The sequence below is a fragment of the Bacillus sp. WMMC1349 genome, from assembly GCF_013155385.1.
Taxonomy (GTDB): Bacteria; Bacillota; Bacilli; order Bacillales; family Bacillaceae; genus Bacillus.
Genome location: NZ_JABJUQ010000007.1, coordinates 3,147,592 through 3,167,691, shown reverse-complemented (window position 1 = coordinate 3,167,691; position 20,100 = coordinate 3,147,592). Strand labels below are relative to the sequence as shown.

The 20,100-nt window shown below is 37.4% G+C and carries 19 protein-coding genes, 1 other RNA gene and 3 pseudogenes; 18 read left to right on the top strand and 5 right to left on the bottom strand.

The genetic code is table 11. The features are described from left to right. Positions 1-464 precede the first annotated feature (464 nt). A complete protein-coding gene (locus HOO54_RS18685) occupies positions 465-869 on the bottom strand; it encodes a helix-turn-helix domain-containing protein (RefSeq protein ID WP_172297913.1) in 405 nt (134 codons plus the stop codon). Between the two features lie 132 nt (positions 870-1,001). Between HOO54_RS18685 and HOO54_RS18680 the strand changes: the two genes are divergently transcribed. From HOO54_RS18680 to ssrA, 7 genes are all read left to right on the top strand, one after another. After that, the gene (locus HOO54_RS18680; RefSeq protein ID WP_172297911.1) at positions 1,002-1,256 is read left to right on the top strand and encodes a helix-turn-helix domain-containing protein; all 255 of its coding nucleotides are present in this window, start codon (positions 1,002-1,004) and stop codon (positions 1,254-1,256) included. A gap of 15 nt (positions 1,257-1,271) precedes the next feature. Beyond that, a complete protein-coding gene (locus HOO54_RS18675) occupies positions 1,272-1,577 on the top strand; it encodes an AbrB/MazE/SpoVT family DNA-binding domain-containing protein (RefSeq protein ID WP_172297909.1) in 306 nt (101 codons plus the stop codon). Between the two features lie 107 nt (positions 1,578-1,684). Beyond that, the gene (secG, locus tag HOO54_RS18670; RefSeq protein WP_172297907.1) at positions 1,685-1,918 is read left to right on the top strand and encodes a preprotein translocase subunit SecG; all 234 of its coding nucleotides are present in this window, start codon (positions 1,685-1,687) and stop codon (positions 1,916-1,918) included. Between the two features lie 155 nt (positions 1,919-2,073). Continuing rightward, entirely contained in the window at positions 2,074-2,820 is a 747-nt protein-coding gene (locus HOO54_RS18665; RefSeq protein WP_172297905.1) for an alpha/beta hydrolase, read from the top strand. A 13-nt stretch (positions 2,821-2,833) separates the two neighbouring features. Then, positions 2,834-5,125 carry a ribonuclease R gene (rnr, locus tag HOO54_RS18660; RefSeq protein WP_172297903.1) on the top strand — a complete coding sequence of 764 codons (2,292 nt, stop codon included), beginning with the start codon at positions 2,834-2,836 and terminating at the stop codon, positions 5,123-5,125. 89 nt (positions 5,126-5,214) lie between these two features. Then, on the top strand, positions 5,215-5,688 hold the full coding sequence (gene smpB / locus HOO54_RS18655; protein ID WP_172297901.1) for an SsrA-binding protein: 474 nt from the start codon (positions 5,215-5,217) through the stop codon (positions 5,686-5,688). 110 nt (positions 5,689-5,798) lie between these two features. After that, positions 5,799-6,156: a transfer-messenger RNA gene (ssrA, locus tag HOO54_RS18650) on the top strand. Between the two features lie 422 nt (positions 6,157-6,578). On the opposite strand, the gene HOO54_RS18645 is transcribed toward ssrA, so the two are convergent. Both HOO54_RS18645 and HOO54_RS18640 read right to left on the bottom strand, forming a co-directional pair. Further along, complete coding sequence (locus HOO54_RS18645) at positions 6,579-8,018, bottom strand: alpha/beta hydrolase family protein (RefSeq protein WP_172297899.1); 1,440 nt, start codon at positions 8,016-8,018, stop codon at positions 6,579-6,581. Between the two features lie 88 nt (positions 8,019-8,106). Then, positions 8,107-8,388: pseudogene (locus HOO54_RS18640) on the bottom strand (cupin domain-containing protein); the annotation flags it as partial. 194 nt (positions 8,389-8,582) lie between these two features. Here HOO54_RS18640 and HOO54_RS18635 point away from each other — a divergent pair. Then, the gene (locus HOO54_RS18635; protein ID WP_172297897.1) at positions 8,583-9,218 is read left to right on the top strand and encodes an FMN-dependent NADH-azoreductase; all 636 of its coding nucleotides are present in this window, start codon (positions 8,583-8,585) and stop codon (positions 9,216-9,218) included. Positions 9,219-9,248: 30 nt separating this feature from the next. On the opposite strand, the gene HOO54_RS18630 is transcribed toward HOO54_RS18635, so the two are convergent. Both HOO54_RS18630 and HOO54_RS18625 read right to left on the bottom strand, forming a co-directional pair. Further along, complete coding sequence (locus HOO54_RS18630; RefSeq protein ID WP_172297895.1) at positions 9,249-10,199, bottom strand: DMT family transporter; 951 nt, start codon at positions 10,197-10,199, stop codon at positions 9,249-9,251. A 20-nt stretch (positions 10,200-10,219) separates the two neighbouring features. Further along, entirely contained in the window at positions 10,220-11,335 is a 1,116-nt protein-coding gene (locus tag HOO54_RS18625; RefSeq protein ID WP_309244886.1) for a delta-aminolevulinic acid dehydratase, read from the bottom strand. 1,396 nt (positions 11,336-12,731) lie between these two features. Between HOO54_RS18625 and HOO54_RS24480 the strand changes: the two genes are divergently transcribed. The 10 genes and pseudogenes from HOO54_RS24480 (at position 12,732) to HOO54_RS18575 (ending at position 20,042) form a co-directional block, all read left to right on the top strand. Beyond that, complete coding sequence (locus HOO54_RS24480; RefSeq protein ID WP_253907714.1) at positions 12,732-12,902, top strand: hypothetical protein; 171 nt, start codon at positions 12,732-12,734, stop codon at positions 12,900-12,902. Positions 12,903-12,994: 92 nt separating this feature from the next. After that, positions 12,995-13,873 (top strand): manganese catalase, encoded by an 879-nt coding sequence (locus tag HOO54_RS18615; RefSeq protein WP_172297893.1) that lies wholly within the window; start codon positions 12,995-12,997, stop codon positions 13,871-13,873. Between the two features lie 414 nt (positions 13,874-14,287). Then, on the top strand, positions 14,288-14,728 hold the full coding sequence (locus HOO54_RS18610) for a DUF5082 domain-containing protein (RefSeq protein ID WP_172297891.1): 441 nt from the start codon (positions 14,288-14,290) through the stop codon (positions 14,726-14,728). After that, positions 14,725-14,985: a DUF5344 family protein gene (locus HOO54_RS18605; protein WP_172297889.1), complete on the top strand. Its 261-nt coding sequence runs from the start codon at positions 14,725-14,727 to the stop codon at positions 14,983-14,985. Before HOO54_RS18610 ends, HOO54_RS18605 begins: the two co-directional genes overlap by 4 nt. Positions 14,986-15,005: 20 nt before the next feature. Further along, positions 15,006-17,186 carry a T7SS effector LXG polymorphic toxin gene (locus tag HOO54_RS25410; RefSeq protein ID WP_172297887.1) on the top strand — a complete coding sequence of 727 codons (2,181 nt, stop codon included), beginning with the start codon at positions 15,006-15,008 and terminating at the stop codon, positions 17,184-17,186. A 31-nt stretch (positions 17,187-17,217) separates the two neighbouring features. After that, positions 17,218-17,760, top strand: coding sequence for a T6SS immunity protein Tdi1 domain-containing protein (locus HOO54_RS18595; protein WP_172299701.1), 543 nt, complete (start codon positions 17,218-17,220; stop codon positions 17,758-17,760). A 101-nt stretch (positions 17,761-17,861) separates the two neighbouring features. Beyond that, positions 17,862-18,183 (top strand): annotated as a pseudogene (locus tag HOO54_RS25405) (T7SS effector LXG polymorphic toxin); the annotation flags it as partial. Between the two features lie 218 nt (positions 18,184-18,401). Further along, positions 18,402-18,551: pseudogene (locus HOO54_RS18585) on the top strand (hypothetical protein); the annotation flags it as partial. A 341-nt stretch (positions 18,552-18,892) separates the two neighbouring features. Then, complete coding sequence (locus HOO54_RS18580; RefSeq protein WP_253907713.1) at positions 18,893-19,726, top strand: RNase A-like domain-containing protein; 834 nt, start codon at positions 18,893-18,895, stop codon at positions 19,724-19,726. A 16-nt stretch (positions 19,727-19,742) separates the two neighbouring features. Further along, positions 19,743-20,042, top strand: a complete 300-nt coding sequence (locus HOO54_RS18575) for a contact-dependent growth inhibition system immunity protein (protein ID WP_172297885.1) — start codon at positions 19,743-19,745, stop codon at positions 20,040-20,042. The last annotated feature ends 58 nt before the right edge of the window (positions 20,043-20,100 follow it).

Sequence of the window (20,100 nt, the reverse complement as noted above, 5' to 3'; positions counted from 1 at the left end):
ATATAAATATTGACTAAAGGAAATAGTAAGAAGGGAAAAATATTGACAAAAGTTAATGAAAGGAGTAAAATAGCAACCAGATAAGTGATTTCATTTGAACTTAATCGGCGAAAAATTGCCCGCTGCGATAGGTGGTGTGATGAATCGCCTATTCTTTTGGTTTTGATCAAATCAGGCCCTATTTAAATACACAAAAAACGTTTGTTGAGAAGTACTCATATAACTTAGCCGTAATATCTTGACAACTGCTATTGTTTCAATAGTATTCAGCAAGAAAAAAATAGGGTGAGTCTTGTAGAACGATTTAGAAGTTTCCATAACCTTATGCTCAGGTGATTGGATCAAATAACAGTTCTTTAGGATCAATTGATATATGAGAAACCGCTGTTAGTCGTCGTCTTCTGTTTGAAAGGTGCCTCCTAATCGAAACATAAGTCTTGATCGTTCACTGGCGGAATGTTCGATTAGGAGTCTCTGTTTCGTTTACTTGCTTCTTGCACCAAAAAATTAAAATATTTGTCCAAGATTTCAATATCCTCTTTAGTAAGTATCTTCCATTTTTCACTTTCAAACAAGGCTAGGTCTTTTAAGCCATGTTGAGAAGCAATGTCATAAATGGAATCATAGCTGCTGTTTGATTCCTTTATTGTGGATGCGCTAATGTAACCTGCTGAGGCCATCAATTCCTCATACGGAATTTTTAAAGCGTCAGCAAGCTTACGGATCGTTGCTGGCTTCGGTACCCCGCGCTTCCCATTTTCAATTCTTGAAATGCCTGCAGAACTGACACCAGAATACATGGCAAGCTGATTCACAGTTAACTTTTTCCGCTCTCGCAATTGTCTCAAATGATTTCCGAATTTTGTCATGATTAAAACCTCGCAATCTATTACTAAACAATATTTTATTACGAACGTTGACTACAGGAAACATCTGGATGTAAAAAGTGTTGACAAAAGTTAACGAATCATATATGTTCATAGGTAGAAAAAAAGAATTATATGAATGGAAAGGTGAGAAGGAATTTGGTTAAAAAGATTCATATCAAAAGAGATTTTGTCCTTCAGTATATGGTCGAACACAATCTTTCCTTAAACCAGCTTGCTCTCGAAATCGGTGTATCACCGGCGACATTGAGCAGAGTTTTAAATGGTGAAAGGAGGCCTGGACAACTTGTTATCGGTAAAATGATTCTCTACTTTGATAAAAAATTTGAAGATCTCTTTTACTATAAAGATGTTGACAAAAGTCAATAAAAGGAGGGTTTCAAAGTGAAAAATACAGGAATCGTTCGCAGAATTGATGAGCTTGGCAGAGTGGTTCTACCGGTTGAAATGCGAAAAATACTGAATATCAATGAGAAAGACCCACTGGAGATCCATACTGACGGTGAAAACATTATACTCACCAAATACGCCGCGAATATGGCATGTATCATGACTGGTGAAATCACAACACAAAATAAAACATATGCTGGCGGTAAAATCATCCTCAGTCCACGCGGTGCAGAGATACTTTTGGAAGATATGGTGGAAGCATTAACAAGAAAAAACCAACACATACATAAAAATCTCTGAGCTTAAGCACTAAAAAACAAAACACTGAAATCGCCTCGTGACATACGTTTGCTTTTCATGTAAAATGAAACTATTGTCAGCCAGTTTGTCTGGAGGTGTAAGAAGAAATGCACACACTTTTAATGGTTTTATTAGTGATTGTCAGCATCACACTTATTATCGTTGTTTTGCTACAATCGAGCAAGAGTGCGGGATTATCAGGTGCAATTTCTGGGGGAGCTGAACAATTGTTTGGGAAACAGAAAGCGAGAGGGCTGGACTTAATTCTTCACCGGATCACGGTTGTTTTGACAGTGCTTTTCTTTCTCTTAACAATTGCGCTTGCCTATCTGGATGTATAAGACGAGGAAGTATGAGGTCTGATTGTTAAAGTCAGGCCTCTTTCGCATTTACTTGATTTTGCTGTGCTGCGGATTTAGCGTTAGCACTTTCTTTTTATAAGTTTGTTTTAAGAAAAAATGTGGAAACATAAAGATGAAAAGGGGATCATGGACTGATGAAAATTGTTAAACCACAACCTTTCACATTTAAAGCGGGAAAAAAAGCTGTTCTTCTTTTACACGGCTTTACGGGGAACACAGCAGATGTGAGAATGCTCGGAAGGTATTTAAATGAAAGGGGTTATACTTGTCATGCTCCACAGTATCAAGGTCATGGAGTGCCCCCTGAAGAACTCATACATACAGGACCCGAAGATTGGTGGAAAGATGTGATTAGCGGTTATGAATACTTAAAGTCTGAAGGATATAAACAGATTGCGGTATGCGGTCTGTCACTGGGAGGAGTTTTTTCATTAAAATTGGGTTACACTGTACCCGTAAAGGGAATTATTCCAATGTGTGCGCCGGTGTATATCAAAAGTGAAGAGACAATGTATCAAGGTGTGCTTGAATATGCTCGTAACTATAAAAAATTTGAAGGAAAGTCACAATCATTGATAGAGGCAGAAATGGAAGACTTCAAGGGAAAGCCGATGAATACTTTGAAGGCTTTGCAGGAGCTGATTACCGATGTTAGAGAGCATGTGGATATGATCTATACACCGACATTTGTGGTTCAGGCTCGCCATGATGATATGATTAATCCAGATAGTGCAAACATCATTTATCATGCAGTTGAAACAGATGATAAAAAATTGAAATGGTATGAGAAGTCAGGACATGCCATCACCTTAGATCAAGAACGGGAAACATTACACGAGGATATTTACCGGTTTTTAGAAACATTGAATTGGCAGTCATAAGGAGGTCTGTTGAGTGGAAAAGCAAGAATTTATGGATAAGCTTCTAGCCTTTATGAAGGAGGAAGCATATAAACCTCTTACAGTTCAAGAACTAGAAGAGATGCTTGAGATTACTGATTCTGAAGAATATAAAGAGCTTGTGAAAACGTTAGTCAGTCTTGAAGATAAAGGGATTGTCGTCAGAACAAGAAGCAATCGTTACGGGTTGCCTGAAAAAATGAACTTGATTAAAGGAAAAGTTTCCGCCCATGCGAAAGGTTTCGCATTTGTTCTGCCGGAAGATTCTGAACTTGATGATATCTTTATTCCGCCATCTGAACTGAAAACAGCGATGAATGGTGATATTGTACTTGTGCGTTTAAGTACACAAACCGGCGGTACAAAAAAAGAAGGAACAGTGATCCGGATCATTGAGCGGAATATCCAACAGGTCGTTGGGACATATACAGAAACGAAAAGTTTCGGTTTTGTCATTCCTGATGATAAAAAAATAACCAATGATATTTTTATCCCAAAGCACGCTAAAAATGGTGCTGTTGAGGGGCATAAAGTTGTCGTTCGCTTGACGAGTTATCCTGAAGGGCGAATGAGTGCAGAAGGGGAAGTTGTTCAAATTCTCGGTCATAAAAATGACCCGGGGATTGATATTCTCTCGATTATTCATAAACACGGTCTACCGGGAGAATTTCCAGCTGAGGCAATGGAACAGGCAAATGCCACACCGGAAACGATCGATGAAAAAGATCTCCATGATAGACGGGATTTGCGAGAACAAACGATTGTCACAATCGATGGGGCAGATGCCAAAGATTTGGATGATGCTGTTACTGTCACAAAACTTAACGATGGACAATATAAACTGGGTGTCCACATTGCTGATGTCAGTTGGTATGTCACAGAAGGTTCAGCCATTGATAAAGAAGCGTTTGAAAGGGGAACTAGCGTCTATTTGGTTGACCGGGTGATTCCAATGATCCCGCACAGATTGTCCAATGGCATTTGTTCTCTGAATCCGAAGGTTGATCGGCTGACCATGTCTTGTGAAATGGTAATCAATAGCCAGGGACAAGTCATAGAGCATGAGATTTTCCAAAGTGTCATCAAAACGACAGAACGGATGACATATTCAGATGTGAATAAAATTCTTGTCGAAGATGATCAAGAGCTTAAACAAAAATATGAACCACTTGTCCCGATGTTTAAAGATATGGAAGAGCTAGCGTCTGTTTTGCGTGAAAAGCGAATGGAGCGAGGGGCGGTCGATTTTGATTTTAAAGAAGCTAAAGTTTTAGTTGATGAGGAAGGAACAGCAAAAGACGTTATCATTCGAGAACGTTCAACAGCCGAAAAGTTAATTGAAGAGTTTATGCTTGTTGCAAATGAAACGGTTGCTGAACACTTTCATTGGATGAATGTTCCGTTTATTTATCGGATTCATGAAGAGCCTGATCAAGAAAAACTGCAACGGTTTTTAGAGTTTGTCACAACATTTGGCTATGTCGTCAAAGGCACTGCGGGAAATATTCATCCAAAAGCATTGCAAAATGTTCTTGATGCGGTCAGGGACCGTCCAGAAGAAGCTGTTATTTCAACGGTCATGCTGAGATCGATGAAACAGGCGAAATATGATCCGCAAAGCATTGGTCATTTCGGCTTATCAACTGAGTTTTACACTCATTTTACATCACCGATTCGCCGTTATCCCGATTTGATTGTTCACAGGTTGATCAGAACGTATTTAATTAAAGGGAAGACAGATGAAGTGACGAGAGAGAAGTGGTCCAATCTTTTACCGGATATTGCAGAGCATACGTCTAACATGGAGCGCAATGCAGTAGATGCGGAACGGGAAACAGATGATCTGAAAAAAGCGGAATATATGATGGATAAGATCGGTGAAGAATTTGATGGGATGATCAGTTCAGTGACAAACTTTGGTATGTTTGTTGAACTTCCGAATACGATTGAAGGGCTTGTCCATGTCAGCTTTATGACAGATGATTTTTATCGTTTTGATGAACAGCATTATGCTATGATCGGTGAGAGAACCGGAAATGTTTACCGGATCGGTGATGAGATTACGGTTCGAGTGGTTGATGTTAATAAAGATGAACGGAATATCGATTTTGAAATCGTTGGCATGAAAGGATCACGCCGTCGACCTCCAAAAACTGAAGTCAAACAAAAAAAGCCTGTTTCTTCAGAAGATAAAGGTGAATGGTTTACAAGACCAAAAAAGAAAAATGGCAAGAAAAAACGCGGTTTTCAAAATGCCCCGAAACAAAAAAGAAAGAAAAAGAAGTAATAGAAAAGGCTGCGAATTGTAAGAGCGATAAAGATTTGGTAGAATAAGACGTATTCGCCGCCTTTTCGAAGGCGAGAGGAGGTCGTCAAATGCCAAAGGGAGAAGGGAAGGTTATTTCCCAAAATAAAAAAGCCCGTCACGATTACTTTATAGAAGAAACATATGAAACAGGCATTGTTCTCCAAGGTACTGAAATCAAATCAATTCGTGCGGGACGGGTGAATTTAAAAGATTCGTTCGCTAAAATTGAGAGGGGAGAAGTGTTCCTCCATAATATGCATGTCAGCCCGTATGAACAAGGGAATCGTTATAATCATGATCCTTTGCGGACGAGAAAGCTATTGATGCAAAGAAAGCAGATTAACAAATTGATCGGTCTGACCAAAGAACAAGGATATTCGCTCGTTCCACTAAAACTTTATTTAAAGAACGGTTTTGCCAAAGTCCTCTTAGGTCTTGGAAAAGGCAAAAAGAAATATGATAAACGCGAAGATTTAAAACGTAAAGACGCAAAACGTGAAATTGAAAAAGCATTTCGCGATCGTCAAAAAGGATTGATTTAAAGCCTGATCGTATGTTATTCTATAAAGACGTGATCACAAAAATTACCATTTGAATATCGATGTGATCTTGTTATAATAGTCATATAGCCAGTTTCCGTATTCCTTTCTAAGGGGACGTTACGGATTCGACAGGGATGGATCGAGCTTGAGTTGCGAGCCGAGAGGCGATCTCGTAAAAACGCACCTAAATATAACTGGCAAATCTAATAACCAGAACTTAGCATTAGCTGCCTAATAAGTGCAGCGAGCTCTTGCCCGCATCGCCTATGTGCCGGTACAGAGCCCATAACTAAGTAGGCTACGTTTGCACTCCCGTCTGAGTGTGCAAGAAGAGACTTTTCAGACTAGCTCTCCGAAGGCCCGCCCGCAGGCACGAAGATGAGCGAATCAAAATATGCAGGCTACGCTCGTAGACGCTGAAGCAATCGACGTTTCTGGACGTGGGTTCGACTCCCACCGTCTCCATACATATTTGAAACCCTAATACGATCAAGGTATTGGGGTTTTTAATTTAGGATCGGTATGCCTGCCAAAAGACCTGAGTGTATTTAATTTAATAACTACAAGCACATTGTCATCTCAGAAGGCAGTGGAGTTGTTTTTGAGTCTAATTCTTTTACCAGCAGGTGAAGTCATTGGCAGTAGCAAGAGTGGTAAATCTTCTTTTACTCCAAGTTCTAAATCATATACTTACTTTTATTATCGACTATATTCATATATGCCCTCTTCGCCTTCTTCAGGATACTATTCATCCTTTCTTCTGGTCGTTGGCCAACTTACTTCTGAAGCAACTGATTTATTCTGCATTTAAGCTATCTTTCCTAACAACGTCTAATAAGATTCAAGGGAAAAAAAGACGATCTGGTCACAGACCGCCCATTTGTAACAATTCATTTATTCGGAAATTTCACTTCTGGATAATCCGGATTCGGTTTGCTAATTAAATCACCGCCGACTCCTTTTAAATGCTTGTTAAAAAAGTCTAACACATACTGATTTACGATAAATGCAGACCGTTTATGATCAATTTCACCCGTCATGCCCAATTGATTTAAAATATTTGAAAAAAGTTGGAAATCGGTAAAATTAAAGTGCTCTGTACCATCGATGTGAATCAAGGATGCTTGATCAATGATATGAAATTCTTTTTTTCTTGTTTCCATCATCATCATAAATTCCTCTCTTGTTAAACCTGAATCTTTTATTTCTTTATCAGAAATAGAATTTTTCTCAACTTTCTTTTTGGTTTTAATAAAATCATCTGACTCGATAAACAGAAACGGCTTTGAGATAGCATGTTTTTTATCTAAGTTATAGAGTGAACCGTCCATATTGATTCCAGCTTTAATCTTTGGATTTGTATAGGCCGCATTGAAAGCGGTCGCGCCTCCAAAGGAATGCCCCATGATGCCGATATGATTGAGATCGATTTTTCCATTGAAAACAGTATTATTCATTTTTTTCATTTGAGAAATAATAAATTCGGTGTCTTTCGTCCAAATTCCCCCCAACTTTTTGCTTTTTTCTGGTGAACCGTCCAGATCAGTTGTTAATCCTGTGATTCTTCCATCAGGAAATACCGTCGCTGTTGTACTGTATGTATGATCGATCGCCACAACGATAAATCCGTGACTGGCTAAATTCTCTGCTTGAGCAGTATGCATCATCCGACCAGTACCATATCCATGACTAATCAGCACTAAAGGGTAAGGTTTTTTAGACGATAATATCTTAGCATTTTCATATGAATTAGTTTGAATATAGCGCCAATAATCGAAAACAAATTCGGGAAGTTGCCATCCGCTTGCATATTTCTCAATATATTTTTTAAATATCTGTTTATCTTCTGGGAAAAGCGGTTTTGGCTTTTGAAGATTTGTGTGATGGGCAGGATACCAGACCTGAATCATCAATTCTCTTTTGTCATGTGGATCTTTGGTCAGCACTTCATCCCTGTCTTGATCAACGAGATGAAACGTCTTAGTACCGACTGTGTGTTGACCATCAGGTTTTGGTAAATCAAAAACAGGAATATATATACTAGCAAAAGTTGAGAGAATGAGCATCATTAACATGAGAAAAGATAAACTATAAGCTAAAGGCTTGCCTACCTTAATACGGAGTCTCATCCGAAATATTATATAGATGGTGAGGATGGAAGAAACGAGATAGACAAAAAACATTTGCCATCTGTAACCTTCCAAAAAGAAGTGTCCTGTCAATAAAACAATATTTAAAAAGTCAATCACCAATGCCACCTTTCTCGGCATTTTAAAGTGAAATAGCAATACAAAAGATGACAAAGCTAATAATATTTCTAATATTCTCATCTTGGTCCCTCCGTTTTAAGATTTGTTCTTAAACATAACGAATGTTAGGGCTGATTGGTTCTCAAGTTTCTGTAAGCTTTAGTGCTTATTATCCAGCAAATTTATCGACTGGATGTTTTTCTTTAAACGTCTTGTCAACATCAAGATTGTCTCGGACAAAATTCTTAGGAACTAGGGCAAGCCATTGATATAAAGAAACATCTGCATAATGATCATCTTTGAAAACGAAGAGATGTATCTCCTGTATTTTTGACATAGTATCCCATTGCAAACGGTACATTTGATAGTTGAATGTTTGGGCACGTCCATCTGCTGCAAAGACCGTCATCAATGCTTCGCCTGAAATGAGCAAGAGCTGAGAATGAAGGTTTATGAAACAGCGGACATGCTTTTTTATCGGGGCTTTGGGCTTTTATTACCGATTTTTTAGATAGTAAAAATATTTAGACGTGTCTAGCTTGAACATTTGGAAAGGTCGGGCACGTCAATAACTTAGATCCACCGAATATTCTTTTTTATTTTTTCTCATACTAGTGTAAAACATAGAAAAGGCAGGTTTCAAAAATGACAAAGACCCTTTATATTACCGCTCATCCTCATGATGAAAAAACATCTTACAGTATGGCGGCGGGGAAGGCATTTATCGATTCTTACAAAGAAGCGCATCCCCAGGATGAAGTCGTTCATCTTGATCTTTATCAGGAAAACATTCCGCAAATTGATGCAGATGTATTTAATGGCTGGGGGAAACTGCAATCAGGAACCGAGTTTGAACAGCTCTCTGCCCAGGAAAAAGCAAAAGTGGGTCGGCTGAACGAGCTAAGTGATCAATTTGTTGAGGCTGATCAATATGTATTTGTCACACCGTTCTGGAACTTTTCATTTCCACCGGTGATGAAAGCATATTTTGATTCAATTGCTGTTGCGGGCAAGACTTTCAAATATACAGAGCAGGGACCTGTTGGCTTGTTAACTGATAAAAAAGCACTTCATATTCAGGCAAGAGGTGGCTATTATTCAGAAGGACCTGCTGCTGAATTAGAAATGGGTCATCGGTATATGACCGTGATGATGCAATTTTTCGGTGTTCCATCATTTGAAGGATTTTTTATCGAGGGTCATAATGCAGAACCGGACAAAGCAGAAGAAATCAAGAAAAATGCGATCGCCCGTGCTGCTGAATTGGGTCGGACATTTTAGAAACTGAAACCTTCCTGATCAGGGGAGGCTTCAGTTTTTCATTTTTAATCTGATTTTTTTCCCTTCTACAAACGAGATCATCCCAAGGACAATAAAACAGCCAATCCACTGAAGAAGTGTAAGCCGCTCCCCTAAAAAACATGCACCGAAAATGATTGTAATGATTGGACCTACCATTGAAATCAAAGATCCTCTAACAGCTCCAATCCGTTTAATTCCTTCTAACATAAGAATAAAAGGAGCTACTGTTGTGATCACAGCAATCATGAAAAATAAAAGATAGACAGTGGGCTGGAATGAAAACAGTTTTGTTTCATACCCAAAACCGTTTCTAATGAATAAAAAAATAATCATTGCGATACTGGCTAGTGACATACCATATACATTCATCCGAATGCTTCCAATCCTATGGACCATCTGACCGGAAATGACAAGGTAGCAAGCATAAACCGCTGAAGAAAGCAAGATAAGTACAGCACCAAAAAAGTTTGCATGTAACTCATGAAGATTCCAGCCGCCAATCGAAAAAAACACCCCAAAACTAACGACACCCATAGCGATCACATCTAAAATGGAAACTCTCTCTTTTCTACTCAAAAAAGAAAGGATGAGTACAAAAATTGGATAACTCATCACAAGCATCCGTTCGACAATAGCTGAAACATAATGCAACCCGATAAAATCCAATAATGGAGATAGAAAAAACACAAGTAAACCAGTTATTCCAGCTTTCATCATGTCTTTTTTAGGCGGTTTGGCGGGTAATTTTTTGTAATACATAAGTAAAATCACGTAAAAGAGAGGTGTTGCAATGAGTTGTCGAAACAATAATGTCGATTCAGCAGTGGCACCGTAGGAATAAGCCCACTTGATGATAATTGATTTTGAAGCAAAACATACGGTGCCGACAACCATTAACAACATCCCAATAATAAACTGATCATGATATTTTAATTGATGATTCACTTCAAGCTTTCCCATATGATGGCACCTTTCTTTTTTTAATTCTGTCTTGCCCTCTGTTTGACATACCATAACGCATTTCGATCTATAATTGTAGATATAGAGAAATTTGAAGCAGATATTGCATTTTTCAGCAGCTCATCAATTACACAGAAAGTGAAGTCTTGTCCTTTCGTCTTTTCGAAGTTTTTTTGAAGATAATAGGTTCCTGAGACTGTATAACCGCCGATTTTCACCAACTTACATTTGTCAAAAAATTCATCAATATTGAATAAGATATTCAGCACTTTTTCTTTTAAACAAGGGTGATGGGTTAATGTATGTTTGACTTTGTCAGATGTAAGGAAATCAATGATGTTGTATTTGTCTTTTAAGAAGAGAGAGGTATTTGTTAGCAAATGGAAATTTTCAATTGGTTTTACAATGATGGTATCTGTCCCATCATAAATATCAATCAATGTGTATAAGTTCATTTCTGTGACATTTCCAACTAGAATTTTTTGTCCTGTATCAAGGTGTGCTGGTGTATGTTCTAAATACATATAGGCATTTTTTGTTTCTGTGTTTTGTGAGAAGGATGTGATTGTGGTGTTTGAGCCGATTTTTTCTAATTCCTTTTTTGTGACTTCTACTTCAGCATCAATTCTCCCTAAAGTTAAAATCGAGTCTGCTCCCTCTTTAGCGAAGTGGCTGGCTATAGTAGAGATGAGTTCAATTGTTGCTTGATAATCCAACTGACCGGTGCTGTTTTTAATCCCCCAAGTTCCATCTTCATTTAAACCAATATGAAAAGGATCAACGGTAATATGGAGAGTTCCTATAGGATAGTTGTCTCTTATCGTTTTAAAGGCTTGAATATGGTCATTCAATATTTGATATATACCTTCTGAGAGTTTCCCGATAAGACGTAAGGTGATAGAATGAATCCCATAAGACTTTAACTCTTTAATAAATTCAATCGTATTTTCAACAGAACGAAATGGATAGCCATTCATGTTTTTCATTTGTCTAGTGGTATTGCCATCTAAATAAATATCGACATCGATCGGTTGAGACAGTTTAGCTGGATTTATACTGACTTCATATTCTTGGGTAAGCCTTCTCGAAGTCATCCCCATCTGTAATTGACTAACGTCCTTTAATGAATTTGGCACAAAAAACACCCCTCTAAATTAAAATTTATGTTCGTAAGTTAAGACTAGAATTCGCTGTTAAAGATAGCGGAACCTTTTAAATGTTCCAAAAAGGTTAAAAAGAACCATTTTTTGATTATGTATTTAAAGAACTCCTTTTTCCTTTGTTTTTTGTACTTATATCATGAATTTTTTGTTCCTAACTAGACTAAATCCCATTGAACTAAATGATAGATCCTTGGTGGTTCTTCATGAAAAAGATATTGCAATTTGTTTTAGTTTTAGCATGAATAAGCGGATGTAGAACTGTTTGACCGAGTATAAAAAAGAGTCTATTGTATCACGAAAGAAGTCACTTTGCATGGTTCGAGGCTGTAGTAATTGATTCTGAATTAAACACAATATGAATGATGAAAGGATTCTTTTCACAAATCACTACTTAAAAACCACTTTTTACGTTTTATTGGATGATTGAACGAGAAACGATTGTTGACAGAATGAGAGGACTGAACGGATATAAAGGTCAATTTTTTGCGGGCTGCACACAAAAAGAATATACATTTGATTGTTTTAAAAGAATAAACCATGTTCTTTATTAGATGAAAAAAAGCAAGAAGAAAGTGAAGAAAATCCTATACCCTAACACAAGTCAGGACATTTGATTTATGAAAAGGAACTGGCAGGTGAAGAAACAGCGGTGTGTTTCTCCACTTCTCTTCGCTTACTCGGAAAGAAGCGTCAAAAATTCGCAAAAAGCTTTCTGCTTTGTCTTTTCGTCATGAAAGGTGGAGGCTTTTTCTTCAAAAAGGTCAGTCTGTACAATCCTCACATTAAACATTAGAAGAACAAACCCATAAACTCAACCTGACAACAAAAACGTAAAAAAACCGAGAGTGAAATAGGTGTAATCGAAATAATGACAGTTATATTTACTTTATTTGTAATGATTTTTCTGACTTGCTTCGGGGAGATTAATATCGAAAGTCATCATGATGACAGGAGGTAAAATAGAATGAAATTAGCTGCACATGAACTACATGAATTGAAAATGAGCTGTGAATAGTTCATACATGTATCAACACATTCAAGACTCCGAATTTAAGAGCATCCTTGAAAGACATTACCAGTGACTATAACATGAAAGTAGAATTCTTAAATCAAGCAGAAGGTGCAAAAAAAATGGAATTTCCATTATTTAAAGAACAAGGAAAACTGTCTGATTACACTTATTGACCAGTTAGTCAATATCCACCGGTTTAACCGCGTACTTCCATTCAAGATTTCAATGATCGTGAAATGGCTACTGCCTATTTATTAACATTAAAACGCGCTGGAAGCTGCAAATCCAGAATTGCGTTCTTTTCTTCAGACTGCATTTATGATGAGCTGAAGACATGTATATGATATGTGGCAGTATATGGTTCAAAAAGGATATTATCCATTAGAACCTGCTGACCAAACAATGATCAGCAAAATTGGAGCAATGTATCAAGTTGTACCAGAAAACCAAGAAATGATTCAGCAGGCTTTAAATAAATATCAAGGACAAAATCCTATTGCAGGAGAAAGCAATCAAATGCACCAATAAATTGATTTGGACTCTAGTAGTGATAAATTACTTTGTTGTCATGTGAAGAACAGAAATATTAATCATAATCGTGTTAAGGAGGTATGTGCTACATGTTCTATCATGTAAAAGAATTACAGTACAATGCTAAGCCGTCTCAACCAGATCCCGTTTATGCTAAAAAACTTCAAGAGATACTTGGCGGCCAATATGGTGAAATGTCGGTCATGATGCAATATTTATTCCAAGGTTGGAATTGTCGTGCAGAAAGTAAATATAGAGATATGATCTTAGATATTGCTACAGAAGAAATCGCTCATGTTGAAATGATTGCAACAATGATTGCCCAATTATTAGATGGAGCACCAGCCCATGACCAAGAACAAGGAGCTCAAGATCCCGCTGTTAAAGCTATTTTGGGTGGTATGAATCCTCAGCATACCATTGTAAATGGACTAGGCGCTCAGCCAAATGATAGCGTTGGATTCCCATGGACCGCACGTTATACAATTGCAAGTGGAAACCTCTTAGCAGATTTCCGTGCCAACTTGAATGCAGAATCACAGGGACGACTGCAAGTTTGCCGACTTTATGAAATGACCACTGATCCTGGTGTAAGGGATATGCTTTCATTTTTAATCGCTAGGGATACGATGCATCAAAACCAATGGATGGCTGCTATTGAAGAATTAGAACAAACGCAAGGGGCAGTAGTACCAAGCACTTTTAATCAAGAATATGAAAAACAAGAAGTTTCTTATTCGTTTATGAACTTTTCAGAAGGTGAAGATAGTAGCAAAGGACGTTGGGCTAGTGGACCATCTCTTGATGGACAAGCAAATTTTGAATATATCCAAAACCCACAAGCTATGGGACAAAACCCACAATTAGCACCAGGACCAGAGTATATTCATGGTACTCCCCCACTTGATATGCGAATCATGCAAAATGCGAGAAAAGTGGAACATAATCATCAACCATATATCCAATAACAAACATGCTCCCCTAAAGGTATTTGGGGGAGATTTCTACATCCACATCCATCAGTACCCCTACATCATTTTACGTTTAATTTTCAAGCGGTTTTAAATTACTGGGTTTTTACTTGGCTGATTTCATCTCTTAAACTGTCCTCCCTCTTTTTTTATTATACACAAACGTATGTTCCGTTTCAATGGTTATACAAAAATTTGTTCGTGTTTTTTAAAGATTTGATTATTAACTGTCATGGTTTTTAAGAATATCACCAGAAAAATAGGTCTTTTTTACTCTCTTATTTAGGCAATCTTCACAAAAGAAAGGCCTAAGGATCTATTCAGATCTATTCATAACTGTTCTAAAATTGAAGAGATATACACTAATCTAGTGGATAAATCTGCATAATTCCTATTGTTGAGGTGAAACAAATGAGTCAATCAGGTCTATTGAATGACATAAAAGGGGCAATTAGCGGACATTCGGAAGATTTAGAAGGCAAGATTGAAAAGTTAAAAGCCGCAAAAAAAGATATAGAAAAAGAACATGAAGAGGGTATTGTCCAGATTAGGCAGATCCTAAACCCGCACCTTGATAAACAGTGGACAGGCGAATTCGCCACTGACTTTGATGAGGAACGAGATGTGGCACATACAAAGATGCATGATATTGTAAACGAGAAATACTTAGATTATATCTCCACTATTGAAAGCAAGATTAACAGTTTAAAGATTGACAAGGGATTCTTTGATGGATTAGGAGTTCTAGCAGCCGGAGCAGATGCTTTAGTTGAAAAAGGAGAAGAAGCAGCTGATAAGCTGAACAATAAAATAGACTATCTTAAAAGCGAATTGGGGAAAAGGTTCTCATGACGAAGATTAAACTGAAACATGGCATTGTGATGAAAAAATTAAATACTGTCAAGAAAGCAGTAGAAGATTTAGAGTTGGCAAAAAAGGGCTCTCACGGCAAAAACAAATTGTCCTACACAACAACATATAAAAGCCAAGAAGACTCCTTTATCAATATGCTTGACGGCTACAAACAAATTGTTCAACAAAATATCAAGGATGTAAAAGGTAATGTTGATCTACTAAAAGAACAAGACGAGGCAATTGCCAGAAAATAAACGGGAGAAAGGGAAATTCGATGGCAAAAAATAAAAAGAATGATAAAGGAAAAAATAATGAGTTAGATAGTTCAGTTAAAGTCTTCGAAGCCAGTACTTTAATTGAAAGAGCCGATCAACGAAAAAAAGATTATGAAAACCTGAAAGAGAAACTTCAGACACTAAAAACAGCCTGTCTTGGAGTAGCCAATTTAGGCGATGATTTCACAGGAAAAGGCGCAGATAACATTAAAGAGTTTTTTAGAGGACAGGCTGAGATTGTAGACAGTTGGATCGCACTAGCTGATATGCAGATTTCGTTTTTTAATGGGGTTTCTGGTGATATCAAAGACAAAAAACTGACCGATTCGTACATTGAAATGTCTTTTTTAAAGACTGAATTGAAAAATGCAGATAAAAGTTCGGATGAAATTGTCTTGGATCTAAAAAATAATATGGATGCGATCATCAATCGAGTAAATGATATCGTTGATCTGGATAAGTGGACGGATCACAATTATACAGTGGAGATGTCAAAGGCACAAACAACTCGGGAAAATGCAATTGATGCAGTAGACGATTTGGATAAATTTATGACAGGTGAATACACACAAGCAGTGGCTGAAGCCGAAAGTGTCTCCAAAAAATTCAAAGCATTGATGCAGGCTACAAGTAATGGAAAAACCGCCTCACCCATGTATTTTGATAAGAAAGCTTTTCACTCGAATAAGTTATATAAAGAGGCAATCAAAACCGACAAACAGGCGACTACATATATTAAAGCGAAAAAAGAGCAAGCAGAAGCAAGAGAACTGCAAGCAAAACAAGAAGAAGAAATGGAACGCCTGAAGAAACTGCAAGAAGAAGAAGAGAATAAGCCATGGTATCAAAAAACGTGGGAAGGGACCAAAACATTTGTCGGGGAAATGAGTGGGTATTATGATTATAAGAGAGCGAAAGATGGCGTTGACCCAGTCACAGGTGAAAAACTGACACCCGCTGAACGTGTAGCAGCCGCAGCAATGGCCACAGCTGGATTCATTCCGGTTGTCGGGTGGGCTGGTCGTGCCGCTAAAGGTGGAAGAGCCATTTATAAAACAGCAAAAACCTTTAGTGCCGCTGAACATGCACTATCAGCCTATAAAACGACAAAAGGCATGCAAGTCCTGAAAATGACGGAAATGGGCGCCTACGGCCTTGCCGCTTCAAACGGCTTTAGTGAAGCTCTTACGGGTAAAGATATGTTTGGTCAGAAAGTGTCAAAAGAAAAACAAGCACAAGGTCTTATTGACGCAACATTAAATATGGTCGGGGCAAAAGCCGCAGCTGGAACAAGAGCTGTAAGCGGGACAACAAGAGCCGCAACCAGGACGAAAAACGTAGTCAAACCAAGTCAGAGAATGACCCATCTGATTAAAGCAGCAACTAAAAAATACCCGCTTGCGAAATCACCGATAGATGTTATTATGAAACAAACAAAGAAAATGCTTAAACATGTAGGACGTATCAAAGTTCCCGTAAAGCCAAGATTGCATGTACATCAGCCGGTTGCCGCAACAGGGCATCACATCGGTATACCGAGCATCCATATGCATGTTGAGAAAAAGACTTTAGGTGAAATCGGCCATGGCATTATGAAGTTTGCTCGTGGTAGTGGTACTAAGGCTGTTGAGAAGGATGTTGGTAAAGGGACTAAGGGTACAGGTGAAGTCAAGCATTTAGATGATATACCTAAAACAAAAGAAATTGAAGTGAAATTTAACTACAAAACTAAATTCGATTCAAAAGAATTCGCAAGACAGTTAAAAGATCAAGAAAAAGCTATGAATGAATTAACTGTATATGAATATCGGGAAAATCGAAAGCGATTTATTGATAAAGGTAGAGCAAAAGAAGGAAATGCATACCAACAGGCAGCAAGAGAAAGAGCATTAAGAGATAAAATTGATGAGTTATTTGAACAAGGATTAACACTTAAAGAAGCAAAGACGCAAGCGAATGAATGGATGAAAACTCAAGCAGCACTTCATAATCCAGATCAGGTAGCGGGAGGAAGACCTGAGAAAATTGGCGGTATGGGAGATAAGAGAGTTAATTTCTCTATAGGTAGTCAATGGAGGTCTAGAATCAAAATTGTTGATAAACAAATCGAAGAAATAGCAAAAAATATGACACCAGAACAATTAAAAAATACTTATTTGAATGTCAAGTTAACACATTAAAGGAGGAAAAAATTTGCATAAATTAAAAATAATGAATGAATTTAAACTGGAACAAAAAGTTCCTGAAAGTATAATTGAAAAATATTCTAATACACTTCCTGAATCATTAACTGATATTTGGAAAGAGTATGGATTTGGAACGATCTTAAATGGATTTCTTAGGTTAATTAATCCTGAAGATTATTTTGAAATTGTCAAGGAAACATATATTAGAAACCAAAATACAGTACCATTATTTACAACAAGTATGGGGGATATCCTTTTGCTTGAGAAATATGGTGATAAATCATATATTATTCAATTAAATTATCGTAAAGGGAAATCAAAAGTCATCGCTTCTAAATTTGAGCTATTTTTAAGGTTTCTTGAGGAAGAAGAATATTTAGAAGAAGACATGGAATGGAATCCTTATTCAGTGGCTATCCAAAACTACGGAATACCAGCTTATAATGAGTGTTTTGGATATGTTCCTCTTCTTGGATTAGGAGGGACAGAAAAAGTAGAGAATCTGCATAAAGTTAAATTGATTGAACATATTTATTTGATTACTCAGTTTATGGGACCGATTGAATAAATAGAAAGAATAAATGATTGTAGACCAGAGATTACTTAAAGGTAATCTCTTTTATTTTAGATAATACCTATTTCCCTTAGAAAAGGGCTTGAATAATACCCCTAGCAGCCGGAGCAATGGCCACAGCTGGATTCATTCCAGTTGTCGGTTGGGCTGGTCGTGCCGCAAAAGGCGGAAAGGCTATCTATAAAACAGCAAAAACCTTTAGTGCCACTGAACACGCACTATCAGCCTATAAAACGACGAAAGGCATGCAAGTCCTGAAAATGACGGAAATGGGTGCCTACGGCCTTGTCGCTTCAAACGGTTTTAGTGAAACCTTCACAGGTAAAGATATGTTTGGTCAAAAAGTGTCAAAGGAAAAACAAGCACAAGGCTTTATTGACGCAACATTAAGTATGGTCGGGGCAAAAGCCGCAGCTGGAACAAGAGCTGTAAGCGGGACAACAAGAGCCGCAACCAGGACGAAAAACGTAGTCAAACCAAGTCAGCGCATGACCAATCTGATTAAAGCAGCAACTAAGAAATACCCGCTTGCGAAATCACCGATAGATGTTATTATGAAACAAACAAAGAAAATGCTTAAACATGTAGGACGTATCAAATTATTTTTAAACTATGAATACACAGCAAAAACCTTTAGCACCGCTGAACATGCACTATCAGCCTATAAAACGACAAAAGGCATGCAAGTCCTGAAAATGACGGAAATGGGCGCATACGGCCTTGTCGCTTCAAACGGTTTTAGTGAAACCTTCACAGGTAAAGATATGTTTGGTCAAAAATTGAACTAAATCGGATAAACGAACCTGAAAAGATGTTGTACTTTCTTTGTGAAAACCTTCCTTATATTTTTCTATTGTATATGGATGAAGTTGATGCAAAGGTTTCATCGAGAAGATATGTTCTTGAAGACGGTAAATTCAAATTGGTTTATGAGCATTTGAAAAAAAATAATGATTAGTTAATTTTCACATGGGCTACCCAGAAGCAATCGAAACACCTTATCTTACCATTATCAACATCACCTTTTTACCTTTAGGAAGTTTTCAAATATAAAGTATACGCAATTAAATATCTGGAATAATATTCTTTTTAACCACAGGTCGATCATGCTGGTATACCACCATGATTGACCTGTTTTGTTATCTTTAAATCGGAAAAACAAGCACAAGGCCTTATTGACGCAACATTAAGTATGGTCGGGGCAAAAGCCGCAGCTGGAACAAGAGCTGTAAGTGGGACAACCAGAGCCGCAGCCAGGACAAGAAACGTAGCCAAACCAAGTCAGCGCATGACCCATCTGATTAAAGCAGCAACTAAAAAATACCCGCTTTCGAAATCACCGAAAGCTGTTATCATGAAAACAGCAAAGAAAATTCTTGATAAAGTGAAACGGATCAAAGTCCCTGTACCAAGATTGCATGCAGAAGAATTTGTCGCCACAACCGGTCATAGCGTTAAAAACTATTATGTGCATGTTGAGAAAAAGACTTTGGGTGAAATCGGCCATGGCATTATGAAGTTTGCTCGTGGTAGCGATATAGAGAATGTTATGGAAGGAGATAAAAGTTCTCTAGCCCCTGGTGGTGGATTAGCTGCACATGAGGCAAAGGGTGGGCATTTAATAGATAGGCATGTCGGAAAAACGGATGAAGAATTATTGGGGAGATTGAAAAATAATCCAAAAATTACTGGTTCTTCTATTTTTAAGGATAGAATGACAGCTGAAAAAGTTGCTGATACAGTTCTTAGAGATCCTAAGAATATCGAGAAAATCCAAAAGTGGATAACTGACCCAAATAGTAGACCTACCTTACCTTTAAAATTCAAAGGTGATGGGGAAATAATTGGTAGAAGTGCTACTAGAAATTCAGAAGTAATCGAGAATGTTACAAACGCAAAAATAATACTTAAAAAGGATAATAATGATAGTTTTATTTTAACAGGATATCCTGTTAAATAGAAAGAAGGGATAGTTTATGGATGAAACTTATGATTACTTAGAGGAGCTGGAAGATTTTTTAGGAGGAACATTTCATCAAGACATCAGTTCTCCAGAACAAGCATTAGACGAGTTTATAAACGAAGCTAGCATAGAATGTCTGCTGTCTACAATAAAGGATTGTGAGAAGTTTTTGAATAGTAATTTAACAAAACAGGAGAAAGAAAATATTATTCAAAATAATGCCGAAGTTTATTTTCCAGCTATTGAATTAAACCCTCTACAGTGGCTAAATAAGTTAGTAGAGAAAATGAAAGAAGGAGTGAAAACAAAATAAAAATAAAAAAATTTAAAGATAACCTTGATTGGCTAATGCCTTTCAAGGTTTCTTTTTT

Bases quoted from the DNA above. Each gene is read 5' to 3' on its own strand.
- HOO54_RS24480 (WP_253907714.1), top strand. From the start codon at position 12,732: ATGGTTCAAAAAGGATATTATCCATTAGAACCTGCTGACCAAACAATG.
- smpB (WP_172297901.1), top strand. From the start codon at position 5,215: ATGCCAAAGGGAGAAGGGAAGGTTATTTCCCAAAATAAAAAAGCCCGT.
- HOO54_RS18615 (WP_172297893.1), top strand. From the start codon at position 12,995: ATGTTCTATCATGTAAAAGAATTACAGTACAATGCTAAGCCGTCTCAA.
- HOO54_RS25410 (WP_172297887.1), top strand. From the start codon at position 15,006: ATGGCAAAAAATAAAAAGAATGATAAAGGAAAAAATAATGAGTTAGAT.
- HOO54_RS18575 (WP_172297885.1), top strand. From the start codon at position 19,743: ATGGATGAAACTTATGATTACTTAGAGGAGCTGGAAGATTTTTTAGGA.
- HOO54_RS18680 (WP_172297911.1), top strand. From the start codon at position 1,002: ATGAATGGAAAGGTGAGAAGGAATTTGGTTAAAAAGATTCATATCAAA.
- HOO54_RS18685 (WP_172297913.1), bottom strand. From the start codon at position 869: ATGACAAAATTCGGAAATCATTTGAGACAATTGCGAGAGCGGAAAAAG.
- HOO54_RS18645 (WP_172297899.1), bottom strand. From the start codon at position 8,018: ATGAGAATATTAGAAATATTATTAGCTTTGTCATCTTTTGTATTGCTA.
- HOO54_RS18665 (WP_172297905.1), top strand. From the start codon at position 2,074: ATGAAAATTGTTAAACCACAACCTTTCACATTTAAAGCGGGAAAAAAA.
- HOO54_RS18595 (WP_172299701.1), top strand. From the start codon at position 17,218: ATGAATGAATTTAAACTGGAACAAAAAGTTCCTGAAAGTATAATTGAA.
- HOO54_RS18605 (WP_172297889.1), top strand. From the start codon at position 14,725: ATGACGAAGATTAAACTGAAACATGGCATTGTGATGAAAAAATTAAAT.
- HOO54_RS18610 (WP_172297891.1), top strand. From the start codon at position 14,288: ATGAGTCAATCAGGTCTATTGAATGACATAAAAGGGGCAATTAGCGGA.
- HOO54_RS18635 (WP_172297897.1), top strand. From the start codon at position 8,583: ATGACAAAGACCCTTTATATTACCGCTCATCCTCATGATGAAAAAACA.
- HOO54_RS18630 (WP_172297895.1), bottom strand. From the start codon at position 10,199: ATGGGAAAGCTTGAAGTGAATCATCAATTAAAATATCATGATCAGTTT.
- secG (WP_172297907.1), top strand. From the start codon at position 1,685: ATGCACACACTTTTAATGGTTTTATTAGTGATTGTCAGCATCACACTT.